The sequence below is a fragment of the Aeromonas sp. FL131 genome (assembly GCF_049860615.1).
GTDB lineage: Bacteria > Pseudomonadota > Gammaproteobacteria > Enterobacterales > Aeromonadaceae > Aeromonas > Aeromonas hydrophila.
On record NZ_CP187595.1, the window covers coordinates 1,094,923 to 1,110,271 of the forward strand.

Genomic DNA, 15,349 nt, shown 5'->3' on the forward strand with positions numbered 1-15,349 from the left:
GGGGAGCGCGAGATGAGTCGTAGTCGGCGCCAGTTTCTGGCCGACATGGCCAAGGGGGCCTGCGGTGTGGGCCTGCTTGGCGTGGGGCTCGGCGGCATGGCGCGCCAGCAGGTGCAGGCCGTACCTGCCCAGGCGCTGCGCCCGCCGGCCGCCCTCGACGAGGCGCAGTTCCTCAGCGCCTGCGTGCGCTGCGGGCTCTGCGTCGAGGCCTGCCCCTACGACACTCTCAAGCTCGCCCGGCTGTTTGAACCCGTGACCACCGGCACCCCCTACTTCAAGGCGCGCGCCGTCCCGTGCGAGATGTGTGAAGACATCCCCTGCGTGGTGGCCTGCCCGAGCGGGGCGCTGGATCAGACCATGACCGACATCGATCAGGTGCGGATGGGAGTGGCAGTGCTCATCGATCACGAGACCTGCCTCAACTACCTGGGGCTGCGCTGCGACGTCTGCTACCGGGTCTGTCCACTGATCGACAAGGCGATCACCCTGGAGCTGCAGCACAACCAGCGCACCGGCAAGCACGCCATGTTCCTGCCCACGGTGCACAGCGATGTCTGCACCGGTTGTGGCAAGTGCGAGCATGCCTGCGTGCTGGAGGAGGCGGCCATCAAGGTGGTGCCTCGGCAGCTCGCCAAGGGGGAGATCGGCCACCACTACCGGCTCGGCTGGGAAGAGAAGGCGAAGGCGGGCAAATCGCTCATCGGCGACAGGCTCACCCTGCCGACCCGCAAACCGGAGGGGCTATGAGTCGTTATCCGGGAGCCGAGGCCACCGCTAGGCTGGGCTGGTGGCGGTCACACCGCTTCCTGCTGCTGCGCCGGCTCTGCCAGTTTGGTGTGCTGACGCTGTTCCTGCTGGGGCCGCTGGCGGGCATCTGGATCCTCAAGGGCAATCTCTCCAGCTCGCTGTTGCTGGAGACGGTGCCACTCACGGATCCGCTGACCCTGCTGCAGTCGTTGGCGGCGGGCCATTGGCCCATCCCCACCCTCTGGCTGGGGGCCGTCATCGTGCTGCTGGGTTACTGGCTGGTCGGGGGACGGGTGTTCTGCTCCTGGGTCTGTCCGGTCAACCTGGTCACCGATGCCGCCGCTTGGTTGCGGGGTCGTCTTGGCCTCAAGGGCAACGGTCAGTTCAGCCGCACTACCCGCTACTGGCTGCTGGCCATGGTGCTGGTGGCACCGGCCATCGCTGGGGTGCTGGTGTGGGAGCTGGTCAATCCGGTGTCGCTCACCCTGCGCGGCCTGTTGTTTGGCATGGGGGCGGGCTGGGCCTTGCTGGCGGTGTTGTTCCTGTTCGACCTCTTTGTGGTGGAGCGGGGCTGGTGCGGTCACCTCTGTCCGGTGGGGGCTTTCTATGCCCTGGTCAACCGGGTCGGGTTCATCAAGATTTCTGCCAAGGGGCGCGAGCGGTGCAGCAACTGCATGGATTGTTATGCGGTCTGCCCGGAACGTCCTATCCTGCGCGGCCCCGTTCACGGTGCCAAGCGTGGTCACGGGCCCTTGATTGTGGCTCAGGAGTGTACCAACTGCGGCCGTTGCATCGATGTCTGCGCGGAGCAAGTTTTTGAAATCACTGTAGGTTTTGCCGTCAAGGCAGAGAAAACGTCGGAGAACACATAATGAAGAAGCTGATTGGAGCAATGCTGGCCTGTCTGATGGCTGGTTCCTTGATGGCGGCAGTCCCCGAGATCACCAACAGCACGGGGGGCATCAAATCGGAGCGGGGGAGCACGGATCTGGTGACGGATGCCGATGCGGCTCCCATGAAGAACTTTCGCAAGGATGGTGACCTCTACGATCGCCAGTACATGCATCAGCCCCCGCTGATCCCCCACGACACCCGCAACTATGAAGTGGACAACAAGGTCAACAAGTGTCTGGCCTGTCACAGCTTCAAGAACGCCAGCGCCATGAAGGCACCCAAGATCAGCCCGACTCACTTCGAGACCCGTGACGGCATGACCCTGGGCGAGGTCTCGCCGCGTCGCTACTTCTGCCTGCAGTGCCACGTGCCGCAAGCGGATGCCAAGCCGCTGGTGGAAAATACGTTTAAACCAGTTGAAGCGCTGAACTGAGGAGCCCATAGATGAAATTACCCGGTTTTGTGCAGCGTCTGTGGACCACCTTCAAGTCTCCCTCGAAGGCCGCCCTCTGGGTGCTGCTGTTGATGGGATTCTTCGGCGGGGTCATCTTCTGGGGCGGTTTCAACACCGCCATGGAAGCCTCCAATACCGAGAAGTTCTGTACCGGTTGCCACGAGATGAAGGACAACGTGTTCGTGGAGTACCGCGACACCATCCACTACGCCAACCGTTCCGGCGTGCGCGCCAGCTGCCCGGATTGCCACGTGCCGCATGAATGGACCTACAAGATCATTCGCAAGGTGCAGGCGTCCAAGGAGCTGTGGGGCATGCTGACCGGCAAGGTGGATACCCGCGAGAAGTTCGAGTCGCACCGGCGCGAGATGGCCGAGCGGGAGTGGAAGCGGATGAAGGACACGGATTCGAGGGAGTGCCGCAACTGCCATAACTTCGAATACATGGACTTCTCCCTGCAAGGCAAGCGGGGTGCCCAGATGCACTCCACCAGTCTGGCCAGCGGCGAGAGCACCTGTATCGACTGTCACAAGGGTATCGCTCACCAGCTGCCCGACATGACGGGCGTGAAGGGCTTCTAAGCCCATCTGATGCAGGCCGGGTTCGCCCGGCCTGTTCATATTCCGCCCGGTCAGGGCAAAAGCGCCGCCGTGCGCCCTTTTAATCCCCCCTCTGGCGCGAGTTTTGGTAGAATCGGCCCGCCGTGAGTCGCAGCGCGTGACCGACTGGTCAAGGTTTGGTCCTGACGGACACGAGCCTCTCCTCGCAATCGAGCGCTGCCAGCCGGGATCCTGGCCACTTTTCTTCTCTTTGCTTACGGTCCTTTGCCATCAGGAGCTGCCCATGGGACAGAAAAACAACGCATTCATTCCCCTCAAGATCGCCGTGTTGACGGTCTCCGACAGCCGTACCGTCGCCGATGACAGCGCGGGCGACTATCTGGTTTCTGCCCTGACCGATGCCGGCCACGTGTTGGCCGACCGGGCGCTCTGCCCCGACAATCTGTTTCGCATTCGCGCTCAGGTGAGCGACTGGATCGCCGATGAAGGGGTGCAAGTGGTGCTCATCAACGGTGGCACCGGCTTCAACGAACAAAACCGGGTGCCGGAGGCGGTCGGTGTGCTGTTCGAGCGCACCGTGCAGGGCTTTGGTGAACTGTTCCGCCAGCTCTCCTTTGCCGAAATCAAGGGCTCCGCCATGCAGAGCCGCGCGCTGGCCGGGCTGGCCAATCGCACCCTGATCTGCTGTCTGCCGGGCTCCCCCGGCGCCTGCCAGCTGGGATGGGAGAAGCTTGTCCAGGACCAGCTCGACGCCCGCACCAAGCCGTGCAACTTTGTCTCCCATCTTTGAGGGCCTTTGATGAACCCGACCGAACCCAAGCAGACTCAGCCCAATCTGACCCATCTCAACCAGAGCGGCGAAGCTCACATGGTGGATGTGACCGACAAGCAGGTGACCGAGCGTGAGGCTCGCGCCGAGGCATTTGTCACCATGGCCCCCGCTACCCTGGCCCTGATCCTGAGCGGTCAGCACCACAAGGGGGACGTGTTTGCCACCGCCCGCATCGCCGGCATCATGGCGGCCAAGAAGACTTCGGATCTCATTCCCCTCTGCCATCCGCTGGCCCTTACCCGGGTGGAGGTAGAGATAGAACCCCAGGCGGAGCAAAATAGGGTCCACATTCGCACCCTCTGCAAGCTGGCCGGCAAGACCGGGGTCGAGATGGAGGCACTGACCGCCGCCTCGGTGGCGGCGCTGACCATCTACGACATGTGCAAGGCGGTGCAAAAGGACATGGTGATCGAACAGGTGCGGCTGGTGGAGAAAAAGGGCGGCAAGTCCGGCCATTTTCAGCTGGGAGTGACTGACGGAGAGCAAGCATGATCAAGGTACTCTTTTTTGCCCAGGTAAAAGAGCTGGTGGCCTGCGACGAGCTGAGCCTGCCGTGCGACTACGCGAGTGCCGAGCAGTTGCGAAGCGCCTTGAGCGAGCGCGGCGACAAGTGGGCGCTGGCGCTGGAGGCGGGCAAGCTGCTGGTGGCGGTCAACCAGACCCTGGTGCCGCTGGATACGCCTCTCCATGATGGCGATGAGGTCGCCTTCTTCCCGCCGGTGACCGGAGGTTAAGGATGAGCGAGGCAACCATGACCGATCGCATTCTGGTACAGCGGGATGACTTCTCGCTGGCCGACGAATATGCCCGCCTCGCCGCCCGGCAGGATACCGGCGCCGTGGTCAGCTTTGTCGGCAAGGTGCGCGACTTCAATCAGGGGGAGCAGGTGAAAGGGCTGGCCCTCGAGCACTATCCCGGCATGACCGAGAAGGCGCTGACGGACATAGTGGCCGAGGCTCGCAGCCGCTGGCCGCTGCAGGAGTGCACCCTGATCCACCGCATCGGCGAGCTGCTGCTCGGCGATCAGATCGTGCTGGTGGTGGTGAGCAGTGCCCACCGCGAGGCGGCCTTCGAAGCCTGCCACTTCATCATGGATTTCTTGAAAACCCGGGCGCCGTTCTGGAAGAAAGAGCTGACCGCCGAAGGGGTACAACGCTGGGTCGAGGCCAAGGATAGCGACAACACTGCCGCCGCCCGCTGGCAAGCTTGACCTGTTCAAGGGGGCTGGCTCATCGGGAGCCGCGGCCCCTGTTTTCGGGGCCGCCCCCTTGGCTGGGGATACATAAAAGCGGCCCCAGTCAGGAGGTAAAGGAATGAAACCGCTGTTATCCGTTGTTATCGCCGGGGTCTGCGCCAGTGCGCTGCAGGCAGGTGCCGTGCAGGCCGATGAGGTCAAGGTGGCCGTGGCCGCCAACTTCAAGGGCACCATAGAGCGCATCGGCAAGGAGTTCACCGCCAAGACCGGCCACACCCTGGCCATCTCCTCCGCCGCGACCGGGGTGCTCTACACCCAGATCAGCCACGGCGCGCCGTTCGATCTCTTCCTCTCCGCCGACGTGAAAACCCCGCAGAAGCTGGAGCAGGAGGGCAAGGGCAGCGAGCGTTTCACCTACGCCATCGGCCAGCTGGGTCTGTGGCAGAAGGGGGGGCCTGCTCCTGACGAGGCAACCCTGCGCAGCTGGAAGGGCAACCTTGCCATCGCCAACCCGAAAACCGCTCCCTACGGCACCGCCGCCATGGCGACCCTCGATCATCTCAAGATCGATCCCAAGCAGTACCGCCTGCTGACCGGTACCAACATCGGCCAGACCTGGCAGTTCGTCGACACCGGCAACGCCGAGCTGGGCTTCGTCGCCTGGGCCAATCTGGTGGAAGCGGGCAAGACCGGTGAAGCCTGGGCCGTGCCGGCCGACTTCTATCCGCCCATCGAACAGCAGGGGCTGGTATTGAAGAAAGGGGCGGCGGTCGAGGCGCTGGTGGCCTGGCTCAAGGGGCCGGGTCAGGCACAGATCAAGGCGGCGGGTTATGCGCTGCCGAAGTAATGGCATGGCAGATCTGCTAACGGCGGGCTGGCCTTCGGGTCGGCCCGCCTGTGCGATGAAGACACTCTCTCCATGGTTGTCCGCATCTATCCGGGAGGAAGGCGATGAGTGAAGGGGATCTGCTGGCGGTCTGGCTCACCCTGAGACTGGCAGCCAGCACCACCGCCATCCTGCTGCTGCTCTCGCCCCCGTTGGCCTGGTGGCTGTCGCGCAGCCAGCACAGGCTCAGACCCGTGGTGGAGGCCCTGGTGGCGCTGCCGCTGGTGCTGCCGCCAACGGTGCTCGGTTTCTATCTGCTGCTGGCTTTCTCCCCCTCCTATGGGCTGGGTGCCTGGTGGCGCGACACCTTCGGGGCACCGCTCGCGTTCAGTTTTACCGGCCTGCTGCTGGCCTCCATCCTCTACTCGCTCCCTTTCGTGGTGCAGCCGCTCACCTCCGCCTTCGTCAACATGGGCAACAAGGAGCTGGAGGCCGCCGCCACCCTGGGGCTCGGGCCGGTGGAGCGCTTCTTTCACATCATCTTGCCGATGACGCTGCCCAGCTTCGTGATGGCGGCGGCGCTCGGTTTTGCCCACACCCTGGGAGAGTTCGGGGTGGTGCTGATGATTGGCGGCAACATCCCCGGCGAGACCCAGGTGCTCTCCATCGCCCTGTTTGATCACGTGGAGACGATGGACTATCAAAATGCCCACCTGCTGGCGGGTGGCCTGATGGGCTTCTCGCTGGTGATGCTGGTGCTGGTGTACGGGGTGCTGCAGCGCCGGCAACGGAGGCTGTTCGGATGAGCGACACCCGCAAGGCGCAACCTTTGCTGCTCAAGGCGAAGCGGGCGTTTGGCGCCTTTACCCTCGACTGTGAACTGGCCCTGGAGCTGGGGGGCATCCTCGCTCTGTTCGGCCCCTCCGGCTGCGGCAAGAGCAGCCTGCTGCGCATCATCGCCGGGCTGGACAGGGCGCCGGGTGACAAGCTCAACTGGCAGGGCAGGGCGCTGAGCGATCTGCTGCCCGAGGCGCGCCGCATCGGGCTGGTGTTTCAGGATTCGCGTCTCTTCCCCCATCTGAGCGTGCTCGGCAACCTGCAACTGGCGGCTCGCAAGGGGCGAGGGCGCTGGCAGCCCGAAGTGCTGGCGGCGCGGCTCGGCTTTGCCGAACTGCTGCCCCAGCCGGCCCACGGCCTCTCCGGCGGCCAGCGCCAGCGGGTGGCGCTGGCCCGGGCTCTGTTGGCCGAGCCTGATCTGCTGCTGCTGGATGAACCTTTTTCTGCGCTGGACAGGCGCAGCCGCATCCATCAGGCCCACGTGCTCAAGGGCTTGCAGCAGGAGAGCGGTATCCCGATGATCTTCGTCAGCCACGCCATGGAGGAGGTGAGCCTGCTGTGCGATCAGCTGGTGCTGCTGGCGGATGGCCGGGTGGAGGCACAAGGCCGGCCGAGCGAGATCTTCGCCCGCACCGATCTGTCGCTCGCCAGTCGTGACGATGCCGGGGTGATGCTGGCGGCGACCCTCTCTCACTACGATGACGACGAGCAGATGGCGACCCTGCAGCTCGGCGAGCAGCAGTTGCGGGTCACCATGACCCAGGTGCCGGATGATGGCGGCCCCCTGCAGATCAAGGTGGCCGGGCGGGACGTGGTGATTGCCACCGCCCCCATCGAACACTCCAGCCTCTCCAACTGTCTCACTACCCGATTGCTGGCCGAACGCGAAGTGCGTCCCGGCCAGACCCTGTTGCAGTTGGCGCTGGGTCAGCAGATACTGCTGGCCCGGATCACCAGCCGCTCCGCCAGACGGCTGGCGCTCGCCCCGAACCAGCAGATCTACGCCTACATCAAGGCGGTGAGCCTGGTCAGCGAAGGTTGAGCGGATTGTAGAAGAGGCAGAAAATCAGGATGGTTCAGCGGATGAGTCGAGAGGCAATGAACTGATGCGCCGCAATCAGGTGATGAAATCCAACGGTCTTGCCCTGCGCAGCGCGGGGGAGGGCCCCTTGTTGTTGCTGCTGCACGGGCTGGGTTCCTCCAGCCTCGACTGGCAGGCGCAGATCGAACGCTTTTCCGAGCACTACCGGGTGGTGGCGCTGGATCTGCGTGGTCACGGCCAGAGCATGCAGGAGGGGCCGTTCGACGTGGCGACCCTGGCGGCGGACGTGGTGAACTGGCTGGACGAACAGCCTGAGCCCGCCTGGGTGGTGGGGTTGTCGCTCGGGGCAATGGTGGCGCTGGAGCTGGCGTTGCAACTGCCCCACAAGGTGCAGGGGCTGGTGCTGGTCAACGGCTTCAGCGAATTTTTGCTGGAGACGCCAAAAGAGCAGGAGCGCTTTGCCCAGCGCCTCAAGTGGCTGCGCTGGTTCGGCCTGCGGCCGCTCGCCTGGTGGCTTGGCCGCGAGCTCTTTCCCGGCCCCGACCTTGCGCAGGTGCGTCACACCTTCCGGCTGCGTTTCGTGCGCAACAAGAAGAAAACCTACAAGGCGCTGCTGGAGGCGCTGCCCGGCTGGTCGGTGCGCGCCCGGCTCGGCAACATCTGGCAGCCGGTGGCCATCATCTCCACCAGTCACGACTATCTGCCGCTGGCCAAACGGGTGGAGCAGTTTGCCTCCCTGCCCAACGCCACCATCCACACCCCCAACGGCCACCATGCCTGGCCGGCGGAAGATCCCTCCGGCTTCAATCATCTGTTGCAGCGGATCCTCTCTACCCATTGATGATGTGGTGGAGAACAGTGACAGATAAAAAAAGCCGACCTCATGGGGCGGCTTTTTTGTTGGTGCAAAGGCTCGCTGGGGTGATTCACCCGTGCGAGCAGACCGGGCAGTCGGGGCGTTTGGGCAGCTTCATTTCGCGAAAGGTGCCGCCAAGGCCGTCGATCATCAGCAAGCGGCCGCTGTAACTGCGGCCCATCCCCGCCAAGAGCTTGATGGCTTCGAGCGCTTGCAGACTGCCCACCAGTCCCACCACAGGAGCCAGCACCCCCGCCTCGACGCAGGTGAGCGCCTGCTCGCCGAACAGGGCGCTGAGACAGGCGTAGCAGGGTTCCCCCTCCTGCCAGGTGAAGCTGCACAGCTGCCCCTCCAGCCGGATGGCGGCGCCGCTGACCAGCGGCACCCTGTGCTTGCGCGCGTATTGGTTGAGCAGATTGCGGATGGTCAGGTTGTCGGTACAGTCGAGCACCAGCTGATGGCTGGGTAGCAGGGCATCGAGCAGCGCCTCGTCGGCAACAGAGGCGTGAGTCTCCACCTTGAGCCAGGGGTTGAGCGCGTGCAGGGACTGGGCGGCGGAGTCCACCTTGTAGTGGCCGATGCGCTCATCGGTGTGCAGCACCTGGCGCTGCAGGTTGGAGAGCTCCACCCGATCGAAATCGACCAGGGTGAGCTGGCCGACCCCGGCCACCGCCAGATACTGGCTGGCAGCGCAGCCAAGGCCGCCGGCGCCGATCACCAGCACCCTGGCCTGCTTGAGCGCCTCCTGCCCCTCGAAGTCGAAGGATTTGAGGATGATCTGGCGGTTGTAGCGCAAGAGCTCGGCATCGCTCAGGATCTCGCTCACAGCAGCAATCCCCCGAACGGTTCGACGGTGACCGTCTCGCCTGCCGCGACGCGGCCCCGCTCGCGCTCAAGAACGATGTAGCAGTTGGCGCGCGACAGGGAGCTGAACACGGCGGAGTCTTGCGAGCCGGTGCTGCGCACCTCCAGGCCGTTTGGCCCCTGAGTCAGGATGCCGCGCTGGAAGTCGAGCCGGCCCGGCGCCTTCTTGAGCGGCTCTGCAGCAATGGCTGGCAGTTGAAGCGGGCGCTCGAAGCGTTGGCCCGCCAGCTTGGCCAGCGCCGGTTGCACCAGCTGATCGAAGGTGACCATAGCGGAGACCGGGTTGCCCGGCAGGCCGAAGAACCAGGCGTGGGGCAGGCGACCGAAGGCAAACGGCTTGCCCGGCTTGATGGCCAGCTTCCAGAAGCCGATTTCGCCGAGCTCCTCCAGCAGCTGTTTGGTGAAGTCCGCTTCCCCCACCGAGACGCCGCCGGTGGTGATGAGGGCGTCGGCCTCGCGATCGGCCTTCAGAAAGGCGGCGCGCAGCTGGGCCGGATCGTCCGGGATGATGCCAAGGTCGAGGCAATCGCAACCCATGCGATCCAGCATGGCCTTGACCCCGTAACGGTTGGAGTCATAGATGTCGCCGTGGGCGAGCGGGGTGCCGACCGGCTTGAGCTCGTCACCGGTACTGAAGATGGCCACTTTGAGCGGCCGACGTACCGGTACGCTGGCAATGCCGAGGGAGGCCAGCAGCGGCATCTCCCGGGCGGTGAGGCGAGTACCGGCAGCGAGCACGCTGGCGCCCTCGCAGATGTCTTCGCCGCGGCGGCGAATGTTCTGGCCGGGCACCGGCGTGGTCAAAAAGGTGATCCTGTCGCCGTCGGCCTGCGTTTCTTCCTGCATCACTACCGCATCCGTTCCGGCCGGCACCGGGGCGCCGGTCATGATGCGCACGCAGTGGCCGGCGGGCCACTCACCCTGATAGGGCTGCCCGGCAAAGGCCTTGCCCGCCATGATGAGGGGGGCGCCGGCGGCGAGATCCGCCAGCCGCACCGCGTAACCATCCATGGCGGAGTTGTCGAACGGGGGCACGGAGAGAGGGGAGGCGATATCCATGGCGAGTACCCGGCCAAGGGCCTCTGGCAGGGGCAGCTGTTCGCTGTCGCAGCAGCCATCAAGCTGTGCCAGCATGCCCTGCAGGGCGTCGCTCAGGGGGAGTAGTCCGCTGGTATCAAATCCCATGTCATGACCTCATTGTGTGATGGAGGGGGAGTAGAGGGCGGATTATCCCAAAAATCCAGCTGGATGGGCAGGTTGCTGCGGGATAAAACCGACTGGCTGCACAGATAGACAGCGACCGGAGCGAAAGGGCACCCCCGTATGGGGAGCGCCGGCGGGGTAAAATTCGCCGGATTGGCATAAAGTCAGGGAACGGGCTTGAGTTAGCTTGAATAATGACAATAATCGCCGTTTACTATTGCGCCAAAACAGAATGCCGTCATAGACAAGGCGGCCATCACAGTCCCTGAGCGTGGGAGAGGAACAAGATGACGAGCTTAAGTCGGGAAGCCCTGTTGGTCAGGGCCGCCCTCGAGGCCGAGGGCCTCGAAACACCTCTGGTGGCCAATGCACTGGACGGTCAGCAGAAGCGGGAGAAGATCGAGGGCCACATGCGCGCCATCATGGAGACGCTGGGGCTGGATCTGGCCGATGACAGTCTGGCGGAGACGCCGCACCGCATCGCCAAGATGTACGTCAACGAGATCTTCTCCGGCCTCGATTACGCCACCTTCCCCAAGGTGACGGTGATCGAGAACAAGATGAAGGTGGACGAGATGATCATGGTGCGGGACATCAGCCTCACCAGCACCTGCGAGCACCACTTCGTCACCATCGACGGGCTGGCCCATGTGGCCTACATCCCCCGTGGCAAGGTGATCGGGCTCTCCAAGATCAACCGCATCGTGCAGTTCTTTGCCCGCCGTCCCCAGGTGCAGGAGCGGCTGACCCAGCAGATCCTGCTGGCGCTGCAGACCCTGCTCGGCACCAAGGATGTGGCCATCAGCATCAAGGCGACCCACTTCTGCGTGAAGGCGCGCGGCGTGATGGACTCCACCTCCTACACCACCACCACCTCCCTCGGTGGGGTGTTCAAGACCCAGCCCGATACCCGCGCCGAATTCCTGGCCGGCCTGAAGCGCTGATCTGCCTGGAGACGTGCCGCCGCTGCGGCATGTCTCCTCGCTTTTCCCTCCCTTTTTTCTTCCCTTGACCGCCCGCTGGCTGCCAGACAGTCACCCGACGATTTTCCTCAAGGGATTGGCAGACCCGGTCGATATACCTTTTCATGGCTTGGGTGCGCTCTTTGGGAGTGCAGGCAAGCCGGCAAGGTGCCTGTTCCGGCGGTTCTCTCGACCGGGGTCTTGCTGCCGTTTCCCTGCCATGTGCCATTGCGGCTTGGGCTCGGCTGTTGGGCAGATCGGCACTTTGGCAAAACTGTTCGCCTCGTTCATGCAAGGACATAGATTCATCAAGGCTGGATGAGCCGCCATGGAGGCGGTGACCGCGGATCGTATCGCTACGGTCCAGACGAGCGTTATCTGTTCACTCATATCCAGGACATGCCATGAATACCAGTACCATGACCATTGGCAAGAAACTCACCGCCGGTTTTGCCGTGCTCGGCCTGATGATGGCCTTCATCGGTGGCTTCTCGTTGCTGCAGTTCGGCAACATGAACCGGGCGGCCATCGGCTTTACCGACAGCATACTGCCCGCCGTGGTGCGCACCAGCACCCTGGGTGAGACCATCAACACTCTGCGCCGCTATGAACTGGATGTGTTTCTGGTGGCGGCCGACCCGCAGCAGCGAACCCACTATCGGGATCTCAGCGAGCAGAGCCTGCAAGAGGTTGCCCGGCAGGTCAAAGCCCACGATGCCACCATCTGGGCAGAGGATGTGGAGGAGCGTCGCACCTTTGATATCGTCAAGCAGGACTGGGACAAGTACGTCGCCCTACACCAGCGGGTGCGGCTGATGCAGGATGGCGGCCAGCTGGCCGAGGCCCAGCAGTTGTTCATGAGCGAGGGCGTCACCCTCTATACCAATCTGGCCAAGTCGGTGGCGGATCTGATCCGCATCAACCACGGCTACTCCGTCAACTCCCGTGCCCAGGTGGTGGAGGCGTTTGACAGCGCCAAGTTGAGCATCATCATCGCCCTGCTGCTGGGACTGGGGCTGGCGGGCGTGCTGTCCACCGTGCTGACCCGCCAGATCCGCGATCCCTTGGTGATGCTGGCCCGTCAGGCGCAGCGCATCGCGAGCGGTGATCTGGGCAAGGGCGAACTGCAGGAGTGGATCCGCGGCAGTCGCTTCAAGCGTGACGAGCTGGGTCAGCTCGGCGCCGCCATCGATCGCATGCAGGGTTCGCTCGCGGATCTGGTGAGTGAGATCGCCGGCTCGGTGAGCCAGCTCAGCAGCGCGGTGGAGGAGGTGAGCGCCATCTCCGAGCAATCCGCCACCGGCATGGCTCGCCAGCAGAGCGAGGTTTCCCAGGTCGCCACCGCCATGAACGAGATGCAGTCCACCGTCAACGAGGTGGCCCGCAACACCACGGACGCCATGAGTGCCGCCAAGGATGCCTCCCGTACCTCGACCCAGGGTAATCAGGTGGTGCGCAGCGCCATCAGCAGCATCGAGGAGGTGTCGGTCAAGATTGAGCAGGCGGGCGCCGTGGTGCAGCAGCTGGAGCAGGACAGCAACAACATCAGCATGGTGCTGGACGTCATTCGCGGTATCGCCGAGCAGACCAACCTGCTGGCGCTCAACGCGGCCATCGAGGCGGCCCGTGCTGGTGAGCAGGGCCGCGGCTTTGCGGTCGTTGCCGACGAGGTGCGCTCCCTGGCCCAGCGCACCCAGAACTCCACCGCCGAGATCAGCAAGATGATCGAGGTGTTGCAGGAGCGTACCGCCGAGGCGGGCAGCGCCATGCAGCTGAGTCGCCAGCAGATGCAGGAGAGCGTGGGGCTGGCCCGGGAAGCGGGCAGCAGCATCGACACCATCAACGGTGCCGTCACCCAGATCACCGACATGAACACCCTGATCGCCACCGCCACCGAGGAGCAGAACGCGGTGACCGAGGAGCTCAACCGCAGCATCGTCAATATCCACAATGCGGCCGACGAGAACGCCCTGGGGGCTCAGCAGACCGCCCAGGCCTGTGTGGAGCTGAGCAAGCTGGCCAATACGCTGCACCATATGACCCAGCGTTTTAGCCTCTAAGGCTGACCCTTGGTCACAGATAACAGAAGGCCCCGCCAATCGGCGGGGCCTTGTTGTTTTGGCAGGTTTGCTGATCGCAGGGTCGATGAGCGCAGCGCCATCGGTCGGCGCCAGACCCTTTATCCGACCATTTAGCTCAGGCCGAGGATATTGCCGTTATCGTCGATATCGATATGACGGTAACCGGTGGCAGGCTGTCGAGGCGGTGGCTTGGCCGGCAGCTGCCACTCACCATCAACCATCAGCTCAGGCCGACTATTTCGCCGTTATCGTCGATATCGATATGACGGTAGGCCGGCAGGCTGCCAAGACCCGGCATGGTCATGATGGGGCCCGCCAGGGCATAGACGAAGCCGGCACCGGCGCACAGCTTCACCTCCTCGATGGGCACCTCGAAGTCCGTCGGCACCCCCTTGAGGGCCGGATCATGGCTGATGGAGAGCGGCGTCTTGGCCACACAGACCGGCAAGTGATCCCACCCCTCGGCAGAGAGTTGTGCCAGCTGCCGGCGCGCTTTGTCGGAAAGCTGCACGCCGCGCCCGCCATAACCGCACTCCACCAGGGTTGCCAGCTTGGCGTCCAGGCTCGCCTCGTTGGGGTAGAGCAGTTTGACTTTGCCTGGCTGCTCACAGGCGGCCACCACCGCCTGGGCCAGCTCGCTGGCACCGGCCCCGCCCTGGGCAAAGGCGCTGGAGATGGCGCTGCCACAAGCGCCGGCCTGCAGCGCCGCGCGGGCCAGCAAGGCCAGCTCGGCCTCGCTGTCGGTGGGGAAGCGGTTGATGGCGACCACCACCGGCACCCCGTAGCGGCGGGCATTGGCGATGTGCCAGCCGAGGTTGGCACAGCCCTGCTCAAGGGTGGGCAAGTCTTCCCCCAGCAGGCTCTCGGGCAGCGGCTGACCCGGGCGGATATCGAGCAGGCCGCTGTTGGCCTTGAGGCCGCGCACCGTCGCCACCAGCACCACGCAGGCCGGCGCGATGCCGGACTGGCGGTGCTTGATGTTGAAGAACTTCTCCAGCCCCATATCGGAGCCAAAGCCCGCCTCGGTCACCACGTAATCGGTGAGGCCGAGGGCCATGCGATCGGCGATCACCGAGGAGTTGCCGTGGGCGATGTTGGCAAAGGGGCCGGCGTGCACCAGCACCGGGGTCTGCTCGGTGGTCTGCATCAGGGTCGGCTGCAGGGCCTCTTTGAGCAGCACCGTCATGGCGCCCGCCACTTCCAGCTGCTCGGCGGTGATGGGCTTGCCGCTCAAGTCGCGGGCCAGCTGGATGCGGCCGATGCGCTGGCGCAGGTCTTTCAGATCGCTCGCCAGCGCCAGAATGGCCATCAGCTCGGAGGCGGCGGTGATGACGAAGCGATCCTGGCGCTCGACGCCATCGGCGGCGCCCCCTTGTCCAATCGTGAGGTGACGCAGGGCGCGGTCGTTCATGTCGAGGGTGCGCGGCCAGAGGATGTTGTCTGCATCGATATCGAGCCGCTGCAGGCCGGTTCTGGCGCTGAACTGGTCGCCGAGCTTGCGCTCATGGAACAGGCGGGCATCGAGGGCCGCCGCCGCCAGGTTGTGGGCAGCGGTGAGGGCGTGAAAGTCACCGGTGAGGTGCAGGTTCATCTCCTCCATCGGCACCACCTGGGCATGACCGCCACCGGCGGCGCCCCCCTTGACCCCGAACACCGGGCCCAGGCTCGGCTGGCGGATGGTGGCGATGCTGGGCTGGCCGATATGGTTGAGCCCCATGGAGAGGCCGAGGGTGGTCACCGTCTTGCCCTCGCCAAGCGGGGTGGGGGTGATGGCGCTCACCAGCACCAGCTTGCCCGCCGGTTTGGGGAGAGACTTGAGCAGCTCGAGGCTGAGTTTGCCCTTGTAGTGACCGTAAGGATGGAGCTGGTGCGAAGGGATGGCGAGGCGCTCGGCCAGCGCGTGAATGGGGAGACGGGGGGACTGGCGGGAGATCTCGATATCGCTTAGCATCAGCACCTCGTTGGCATGTCAGGTCAAATATGCGGCGCAGTCTAG

17 protein-coding genes are annotated in these 15,349 nt (G+C 64.4%); 14 read left to right on the forward strand and 3 right to left on the reverse strand.

Translation table 11 applies throughout. The annotated features are described in order from the left end of the window. Positions 1–12 precede the first annotated feature (12 nt). From napG to ACPW75_RS05320, 12 genes are all read left to right on the forward strand, one after another. Positions 13–747, forward strand: a complete 735-nt coding sequence (gene napG / locus ACPW75_RS05265) for a ferredoxin-type protein NapG (RefSeq protein ID WP_077095557.1) — start codon at positions 13–15, stop codon at positions 745–747. Beyond that, the gene (napH, locus tag ACPW75_RS05270; RefSeq protein ID WP_011705483.1) at positions 744–1,619 is read left to right on the forward strand and encodes a quinol dehydrogenase ferredoxin subunit NapH; all 876 of its coding nucleotides are present in this window, start codon (positions 744–746) and stop codon (positions 1,617–1,619) included. The genes napG and napH overlap by 4 nt, the downstream gene beginning before the upstream one ends. Then, on the forward strand, positions 1,619–2,074 hold the full coding sequence (locus ACPW75_RS05275; protein ID WP_005299342.1) for a nitrate reductase cytochrome c-type subunit: 456 nt from the start codon (positions 1,619–1,621) through the stop codon (positions 2,072–2,074). The genes napH and ACPW75_RS05275 overlap by 1 nt, the downstream gene beginning before the upstream one ends. A gap of 11 nt (positions 2,075–2,085) precedes the next feature. Next, positions 2,086–2,676 (forward strand): cytochrome c3 family protein, encoded by a 591-nt coding sequence (locus ACPW75_RS05280; protein WP_011705485.1) that lies wholly within the window; start codon positions 2,086–2,088, stop codon positions 2,674–2,676. Between the two features lie 262 nt (positions 2,677–2,938). After that, positions 2,939–3,445 (forward strand): molybdenum cofactor biosynthesis protein B, encoded by a 507-nt coding sequence (gene moaB, locus ACPW75_RS05285; RefSeq protein WP_077095556.1) that lies wholly within the window; start codon positions 2,939–2,941, stop codon positions 3,443–3,445. A 9-nt stretch (positions 3,446–3,454) separates the two neighbouring features. Beyond that, positions 3,455–3,979, forward strand: a complete 525-nt coding sequence (gene moaC / locus ACPW75_RS05290) for a cyclic pyranopterin monophosphate synthase MoaC (RefSeq protein ID WP_011705487.1) — start codon at positions 3,455–3,457, stop codon at positions 3,977–3,979. Further along, positions 3,976–4,221, forward strand: coding sequence for a molybdopterin synthase sulfur carrier subunit (moaD, locus tag ACPW75_RS05295; protein ID WP_077095555.1), 246 nt, complete (start codon positions 3,976–3,978; stop codon positions 4,219–4,221). The genes moaC and moaD overlap by 4 nt, the downstream gene beginning before the upstream one ends. 2 nt (positions 4,222–4,223) lie before the next feature. Continuing rightward, the gene (moaE, locus tag ACPW75_RS05300; protein WP_077095554.1) at positions 4,224–4,697 is read left to right on the forward strand and encodes a molybdopterin synthase catalytic subunit MoaE; all 474 of its coding nucleotides are present in this window, start codon (positions 4,224–4,226) and stop codon (positions 4,695–4,697) included. 103 nt (positions 4,698–4,800) lie between these two features. Next, positions 4,801–5,529: a molybdate ABC transporter substrate-binding protein gene (gene modA / locus ACPW75_RS05305; RefSeq protein ID WP_077095553.1), complete on the forward strand. Its 729-nt coding sequence runs from the start codon at positions 4,801–4,803 to the stop codon at positions 5,527–5,529. 104 nt (positions 5,530–5,633) lie between these two features. Beyond that, on the forward strand, positions 5,634–6,314 hold the full coding sequence (gene modB, locus ACPW75_RS05310; protein ID WP_016350259.1) for a molybdate ABC transporter permease subunit: 681 nt from the start codon (positions 5,634–5,636) through the stop codon (positions 6,312–6,314). Continuing rightward, the gene (modC, locus tag ACPW75_RS05315) at positions 6,311–7,387 is read left to right on the forward strand and encodes a molybdenum ABC transporter ATP-binding protein (protein ID WP_077095552.1); all 1,077 of its coding nucleotides are present in this window, start codon (positions 6,311–6,313) and stop codon (positions 7,385–7,387) included. The genes modB and modC overlap by 4 nt, the downstream gene beginning before the upstream one ends. Positions 7,388–7,451: 64 nt before the next feature. Beyond that, positions 7,452–8,228: an alpha/beta fold hydrolase gene (locus ACPW75_RS05320; RefSeq protein ID WP_016350261.1), complete on the forward strand. Its 777-nt coding sequence runs from the start codon at positions 7,452–7,454 to the stop codon at positions 8,226–8,228. Between the two features lie 85 nt (positions 8,229–8,313). Here the strand turns inward: ACPW75_RS05320 and moeB are convergent, their stop codons facing one another. Further along, positions 8,314–9,069: a molybdopterin-synthase adenylyltransferase MoeB gene (gene moeB / locus ACPW75_RS05325; RefSeq protein ID WP_077095551.1), complete on the reverse strand. Its 756-nt coding sequence runs from the start codon at positions 9,067–9,069 to the stop codon at positions 8,314–8,316. Continuing rightward, the gene (moeA, locus tag ACPW75_RS05330) at positions 9,066–10,292 is read right to left on the reverse strand and encodes a molybdopterin molybdotransferase MoeA (protein WP_077095550.1); all 1,227 of its coding nucleotides are present in this window, start codon (positions 10,290–10,292) and stop codon (positions 9,066–9,068) included. Before moeA ends, moeB begins: the two co-directional genes overlap by 4 nt. A 305-nt stretch (positions 10,293–10,597) precedes the next feature. Here moeA and folE point away from each other — a divergent pair, with 305 nt between their 5' ends. Beyond that, positions 10,598–11,254 carry a GTP cyclohydrolase I FolE gene (gene folE, locus ACPW75_RS05335; protein WP_011705496.1) on the forward strand — a complete coding sequence of 219 codons (657 nt, stop codon included), beginning with the start codon at positions 10,598–10,600 and terminating at the stop codon, positions 11,252–11,254. Between the two features lie 422 nt (positions 11,255–11,676). Continuing rightward, positions 11,677–13,332, forward strand: coding sequence for a methyl-accepting chemotaxis protein (locus ACPW75_RS05340; protein ID WP_077095549.1), 1,656 nt, complete (start codon positions 11,677–11,679; stop codon positions 13,330–13,332). Between the two features lie 241 nt (positions 13,333–13,573). Here the strand turns inward: ACPW75_RS05340 and ACPW75_RS05345 are convergent, their stop codons facing one another. Next, a complete protein-coding gene (locus ACPW75_RS05345; RefSeq protein WP_077095548.1) occupies positions 13,574–15,304 on the reverse strand; it encodes a formate--tetrahydrofolate ligase in 1,731 nt (576 codons plus the stop codon). Positions 15,305–15,349: the final 45 nt, after the last annotated feature.

Bases quoted from the DNA above. Each gene is read 5' to 3' on its own strand.
- napG (WP_077095557.1), top strand. From the start codon at position 13: ATGAGTCGTAGTCGGCGCCAGTTTCTGGCCGACATGGCCAAGGGGGCC.
- napH (WP_011705483.1), top strand. From the start codon at position 744: ATGAGTCGTTATCCGGGAGCCGAGGCCACCGCTAGGCTGGGCTGGTGG.
- ACPW75_RS05275 (WP_005299342.1), top strand. From the start codon at position 1,619: ATGAAGAAGCTGATTGGAGCAATGCTGGCCTGTCTGATGGCTGGTTCC.
- ACPW75_RS05280 (WP_011705485.1), top strand. From the start codon at position 2,086: ATGAAATTACCCGGTTTTGTGCAGCGTCTGTGGACCACCTTCAAGTCT.
- moaB (WP_077095556.1), top strand. From the start codon at position 2,939: ATGGGACAGAAAAACAACGCATTCATTCCCCTCAAGATCGCCGTGTTG.
- moaC (WP_011705487.1), top strand. From the start codon at position 3,455: ATGAACCCGACCGAACCCAAGCAGACTCAGCCCAATCTGACCCATCTC.
- moaD (WP_077095555.1), top strand. From the start codon at position 3,976: ATGATCAAGGTACTCTTTTTTGCCCAGGTAAAAGAGCTGGTGGCCTGC.
- moaE (WP_077095554.1), top strand. From the start codon at position 4,224: ATGAGCGAGGCAACCATGACCGATCGCATTCTGGTACAGCGGGATGAC.
- modA (WP_077095553.1), top strand. From the start codon at position 4,801: ATGAAACCGCTGTTATCCGTTGTTATCGCCGGGGTCTGCGCCAGTGCG.
- modB (WP_016350259.1), top strand. From the start codon at position 5,634: ATGAGTGAAGGGGATCTGCTGGCGGTCTGGCTCACCCTGAGACTGGCA.
- modC (WP_077095552.1), top strand. From the start codon at position 6,311: ATGAGCGACACCCGCAAGGCGCAACCTTTGCTGCTCAAGGCGAAGCGG.
- ACPW75_RS05320 (WP_016350261.1), top strand. From the start codon at position 7,452: ATGCGCCGCAATCAGGTGATGAAATCCAACGGTCTTGCCCTGCGCAGC.
- moeA (WP_077095550.1), bottom strand. From the start codon at position 10,292: ATGGGATTTGATACCAGCGGACTACTCCCCCTGAGCGACGCCCTGCAG.
- folE (WP_011705496.1), top strand. From the start codon at position 10,598: ATGACGAGCTTAAGTCGGGAAGCCCTGTTGGTCAGGGCCGCCCTCGAG.
- ACPW75_RS05340 (WP_077095549.1), top strand. From the start codon at position 11,677: ATGAATACCAGTACCATGACCATTGGCAAGAAACTCACCGCCGGTTTT.
- ACPW75_RS05345 (WP_077095548.1), bottom strand. From the start codon at position 15,304: ATGCTAAGCGATATCGAGATCTCCCGCCAGTCCCCCCGTCTCCCCATT.